Genomic DNA, 5,771 nt, shown 5'->3' with positions numbered 1-5,771 from the left:
GAGAAATGCCCGACGGTGCGCAGGTAGACCGGATTGTTTGGAGCGACGCTATCGATCTCCTGCTTGGTCAGATAGCGTTTCTCGGCGAGTTGCGACGGCGGATGCCACGGGCCACCCACGATCCACTCGCCCGGCTTCTTCGTGGCCGCGAATGTCCTGATCGCCTCGAGCGCTTCCGGCACCGTCTTCGCTCGGCTCATGTTGACGACATATTCGGCAAGACCAGCCGCCTTGAAGTGAGCGTGCGTGTCGATCAATCCTGGAATGACGGTCTTGCCGGACACATCGAGCACGCGCGTCCGAGCGCTGGCAAGCGACTTAATCGATGCGCTGCTTCCGGTCGCGAGAACCTTTCCGTTCCTGACGGCGACCGCCTCAGTCACGGTCGATCGTTCGTCCAGCGTTAGGACCTTTCCGTTGACGAGGACGAGGTCAGGCGCGTTGAAGTCTCCCTGCTGGGCCGCCAATGGTGCAGTGCCAGCGAACCACATTCCCGCCCCAAAAACCGCAAGCGCCGTTAACTTGCAGACCATCGCATCCCCCCGATCAACTATTGTTCAATAGACGAACATTTGTTCTATTTTGAAGAGTAATTCCGATCTCGAAGCGGTTCAACGCTTCTTGGACAGGGCCCGCAAGCTAACTCGTTTGGACGACGCGCTGTCCCAGTTCGGCTTTGGGTCCGTGAGCCGATGTCGGCGGTCTACTCTGCCTCCGTCCACTCTTCCCTAAGAAGCGGACATAACGAGCTTAGGGGCACAGGTGCTAGCAGAAATACGATCCTAAACCTGCCAACTCCCCAGCATTCGCGTATTGGAAGTTATGGACCTTCGGAATCTGCGGAGCCAGTCAAAGGAGCATGCCTTTGAGAAGTGCATGATCGCAGACGAGGAGGGCTAGGTGCGCACGATCATCCTGCGCGCTAATGAATAGTCACTTCCAATTTGGCCGCTGTCGGCATGTAGATCCCCAGGCATTTGTCTTGTAGATCCGCTATAAGCCAAGGATGCGTAATGTACGTTTGAAAGCTGCGGGTTTCACTGCGCTCCAGAACGGCGTATAGCTGTCGCCCCCCCTGGTGGTTTAGCCAATACAATCGAACAGCTTGGGAACTGGCGTTGGTGAAGTTAATAAAGGTGGCAAACTGCGTTCCGAGTGAACGCAGATTTTTCTCTTCCTCACAGGACACAGCAGCATTTTGACTATCAGGCGTGACTTCGGGTCGAGGAACTGTGTCTGACGGTTGCGACAACAACCAGATCCCAAACACTGCGCTTGCGACGAAGATCATCAGCGCAGAAAGCATCCATCCAGGATTATGCCGCCTCGTTTGAGGAGCGCCGGTTTCGACAGCTTTGTGCTGCGAACCGGGCCCTGTAGATGCCCCTAAAAAACCATCGATCGCTCGAAACAACCGGTCGACATGGTGGTCGAAATCCCTGCCCGGGTCGACGTCGGCAGCATTGAGGAACGAAAGGCGTTGTAAACTTGCAGGGAGCCGCGACGGCGGAGGCATCTGGGCGTTGTCGACGAGAATAGGCAGAATCGGCACCTTAAGCTCGATCGCCTTCTCTACCTCCATCCTGACGAAATCCTTCGGGTCATCAATACGTCGGTCTTTGCCCTTAGTGGGTCCCAACCACCTCGGACCGATGATTACGAGCAACACATTCGTACCTGAGAGGGCGTGCGTAAAGTGATCCTGGAAATTTACGCCGAAAGGTATGCTATCGATGTCCATAAAAACGGATTCTCGACCGAAGCGAGCTACCAGGCGATCGCGAATTCGACCCGAAATTCCGTCTGAATCTCCTCGGCGATAGGAAATTACAATCTTACTCATAATACTGGCCTACCCTGCCAACGACGGTACCAATCCCTTCGTTTTTGGCAGCTCATCCACTGGTGATGTTAATGCCCCGTAGGATGATCGCTGGTCGCAAAACAGCGGCGTGTCCACGCTGTCGCCTTCCGACGGTGGTTGCATTTAGGCTGAAATGGGCCACTATTCTACCGGCAGAGAACCCCAAGATCAACGTAAAGGTTGCAAGAGATACTCATCTGGCGTTGCTAACTGCAGGTCGTCAGCCTTTAGCGCGTACGTAAGGTTTGGAGATGCGCGCCATGACCTTGATTGAACGTATCGAGCGTTCCGGGAAAAAGAGGTTACTAGCGATCGATGGCGGAGGAATTCGCGGCGTCCTTGCGCTTGAGATACTGCAGAAGATTGAAGAGCTTTTGAGACCTAAAGTTAGCGATGCTAGTTTTCGTCTGGCTCATTATTTCGACTATATCGCAGGGACCAGCACGGGCGGAATCATTGCCGCCGGGTTGTCTATGGGTATGGCAGTCGGCGAGATAAAGAAATTCTACGAAGAAGCCGGACCGCAGATGTTTGTGCGGGCCAAACTACTTCAACGTCTTCGCCATAAATACGATGATGAACCACTAGCACTGATGCTTAGGCAAGTCTTCGGGCATGATACTTGCTTGGGGTCGGAACGCTTCCAAACTCTATTGCTGTTAGTAATGCGGAACGCGACGACTGATTCACCGTGGCCTCTGTCGAATAATCCGTACGCCAAATACAACCTGGCAAGCCACCCGGATAACAACCTAAACCTTCCTCTTTGGCAGCTGATCCGCGCGAGCACGGCGGCGCCCACGTATTTTCCGCCGGAAGTGATTGTCTTCCCTAACCGAGCCACAGAACGAGTCTTCGTAGATGGCGGGATAACAACATACAACAATCCAGCACTTCAGATGTTTCTAATGGCCACCGTAGATCGTTATTGGGCACAGAAGCCTTCAGCTCGATGGGAGGCGGGAGTCGAGAAGATGTTGGTCGTCTCAGTAGGTACCGGCACAAGTCCGGGGACACACTCCGAACTTAGTCCGCGACAAATGAGCTTGTTGTTCAACGCGACCACGATCCCTGCGGCTCTCATGTTCGCTGCTTCAAATGAACAAGACTTGCTCTGTCGTGTGTTTGGTGATTGCAGAGCCGGCGACCGGCTGGATGGCGAGGTCGAAGATGTGATCGGCAGTGTCGGCCCATTGGAGCGGGAGGACAAGCTGTTTTCGTATGTCCGCTACAATGCTGAGCTGTCACGAGCTGGGCTGGATGCCATCGACTGCAACGATGTCCGACCACATCAGGTACAAACACTGGACTCGATTGATGGCGTTCCGCTTCTTCGCCAAGTCGGAGCCAAAGTCGCTGAAAAGAAGGTCGATCTTTCGCACTTCGCGGGCTTTTGCGACAATGAAGAGCCGCGAATGTCATGACATCGGCGAGCCGAGCATTTGTTATTATGCCCTTTGGCAAGAAGAAGGGGCCCGATGACAATGAGATCGATTTCGACGTGATATACGAACTGCTATTGTCGCCCGCAATTTCCGCGGCCGGACTAACGCCACATCGCGCCGATGCAGACCGTCGGGGTGGATCGATACATTCGGATATGTTCCAAGATTTGTTGTTGGCAGAGTTCGTGGTCGCAGACCTCACGTTAGACAATCCTAATGTTTGGTACGAAATCGGTGTGCGACATGCTTTGCGTGGCACCGGCACTCTTATGACATACGCACTGCGGGAGCGACTACCATTCGACATCGCTGGCCAGCGAATGCACCGCTATATTCTGTCAGGCTCGGAACCTGATCAGAGGAGTTTAGAAGCCGACCGCAAAAGCCTGACTGATGCGATTAGGCAAACTCTCGAAGCTTGGGAAGGTAGGCGTTCCAGCCCCGTCTATCAGCAGTTACCCTATCTGCGGGAACCAAACTGGAAAACATTACGGGTGGGTGGCATCAATGAGTACTGGGATTCTTTACAACGATGGCAAACACGGATCGAGATTGCGCGACGTAAGCAGCGTCCGGGAGATATTTTGGTTTTAGCCGACGAGACCCCGAATAGCCTGTTGGAATTTGAAGCACTATGTACAGCAGCCGATGCGCTCATTCGATTGCAAAAGCCACGCTTTGCATTGAAGATACTCGAGCGGGCTCGGAAGCTGGATCGCGCTGAAATCAGAGCGCGCCAACTTGAAGGACGAGCACTGGGCCGGGCTGGACGCTACACCGAAGCGCGAGAAGCTCTCACACAGCTTGCGTCGGAAAGCAGGGACGGCGAATCACTTGGCATTTGTGCACGCACATGGAAAGACGAATGGTTACAGGGTTGGAATGCACATCCAATGCGAAAGACCAATCCTACTGCTGCGGCTCGCGCCACCGCCGCTGCGTTGCACAGCGCTGCTTCCGCCTATTTCGACGCGTTTCGCTCTGTCCCCGGCGAATTCTATTCGGGCATTAATGCGTTGACGCTTGGTCGAGTTTGGGAGCACGTGACAGAGGAAAAGAGCTCGCTGCCACTTGACCTAATTGATGATGGTGCGCGGTGGAGCTTGGCAGCGAGTATTCACGCTAGCAGGAATTATTGGTCGCTCGTAAGCAGCGGAGAGCTCGCGCTGGTACACAACCGCAAGAAGGAAGCGACGACCTATTATTCAGAGGGAGCCGCGTTAGCTGTCGCGAATGGTGATCGATTTGCGCTAGACGCCTCAAGCCAACAGTTAGATTTCCTTGGTGCACTGAAGTATCGGCCGAACATTGTTGGCGAAGTATCGAAGATGATAGACGCGGCCGAGAAGGAACTTGATACGAGAGTCGGTTCAAGGGCTCTTGATCAGTCTCAACCTCAGCACATCGTGCTATTTAGCGGTCATATGATAGACGATCCATCGGCAAGAGGCCCTGGAACTGAGAGGCCTGCACGATTTCCAACGGCAAAGGTGAATGCAGTCGCTGCACGAATTGAGGATTGCCTCAACCGGATCGGAGCCACTCGAGGCGACTTAGGCTTAAGTGGAGGCGCTTCTGGGGGTGACTTGTTATTTGCAGAGGCCTGCCTCAGGCGTGGCATGTCGCTCGAAATGCGCCTGTCAGACGCAGAACCGGAATTTCTTGCTGATTCGGTCACATTTGCTGATCCCGACCACTTCTGGGAGGAGAGCTTTGCTCGAGTTAAGTCCCACCCTGCAACTACGGTTCTCTATATGCCTGAGGAACTCGGGCTCGCGCCCAAGAACATCGGCAAATACGATCGATGTAATCGTTGGTTGCTCTATACGGCTCTTTCTCAGGGCCTCAGCAAGGTGTCGTTTGTGACACTTTGGGATGGGCAGGCCGGGGACGGACCCGGCGGCACTCGAGACATGATTGATTTGGTACGGAAGTTCACTGGGCAGCAGCCTTGGATTATCAATCCAACTGCACTCTAGACTAGACCCGCTGGCTGGAATCCGCGGGAGAAAAGTCCGGCATTTCCTTGAGCACTGGGTTTCCGGGTAGAAGGCTCGGTTCTGTCCAGACAGGCAAGCCTCAATCAAGATGGCTCGAGGCGGAAGCGAAAACTGACTTGCCCGCACATCAATCCGCCCCATCATGAGGCAAAAGCTGGCTCGCCGATCCTTTCGAAGAATCGGCCCAGCTCAAAATTTAAATGAAGCCCGCCGGCTTCGCGCTGAGCTTGCTGATAAGTCGCAATTCTTCGTCCGCGCACGCGTCTCGGGCTCGCCGCCGAAGAATGGGAAAGCCGAGCGGGAGCCTGGATTCCCTTATCCCGACGGCGAAATGCGTCTGCTGCGGAGTAGGGGACAGCTTCAACAATACTGGGGCGGATTGAGCGTAAGCATCCGGTGAGAGCCGCGTAGGGGTCACTCAGGCTGCTTGATTGACTTGCTTATTTCGGTCGCGCCAATTCC

At 54.5% G+C, this 5,771-nt stretch carries 4 protein-coding genes; 2 read left to right on the top strand and 2 right to left on the bottom strand.

The genetic code is table 11. The annotated features are described in order from the left end of the window. Positions 1–533: amidohydrolase family protein (locus ACZXDY_RS44380; RefSeq protein WP_464349822.1), on the bottom strand; the 533-nt coding region annotated here is incomplete at its 3' end. A gap of 389 nt (positions 534–922) precedes the next feature. After that, the gene (locus tag ACZXDY_RS44375) at positions 923–1,843 is read right to left on the bottom strand and encodes a VHL beta domain-containing protein (protein ID WP_464349821.1); all 921 of its coding nucleotides are present in this window, start codon (positions 1,841–1,843) and stop codon (positions 923–925) included. Between the two features lie 281 nt (positions 1,844–2,124). Here ACZXDY_RS44375 and ACZXDY_RS44370 point away from each other — a divergent pair, with 281 nt between their 5' ends. Both ACZXDY_RS44370 and ACZXDY_RS44365 read left to right on the top strand, forming a co-directional pair. Continuing rightward, positions 2,125–3,288, top strand: coding sequence for a patatin-like phospholipase family protein (locus ACZXDY_RS44370; protein ID WP_464349820.1), 1,164 nt, complete (start codon positions 2,125–2,127; stop codon positions 3,286–3,288). Beyond that, a complete protein-coding gene (locus ACZXDY_RS44365; RefSeq protein WP_464349819.1) occupies positions 3,285–5,288 on the top strand; it encodes a tetratricopeptide repeat-containing protein in 2,004 nt (667 codons plus the stop codon). The genes ACZXDY_RS44370 and ACZXDY_RS44365 overlap by 4 nt, the downstream gene beginning before the upstream one ends. Positions 5,289–5,771 lie beyond the last annotated feature (483 nt).

The organism is Bradyrhizobium sp. LeoB3, from assembly GCF_055456055.1.
Note: the sequence above shows the minus strand (reverse complement) of the source record. Positions and strands in the feature narration are given on the sequence as shown.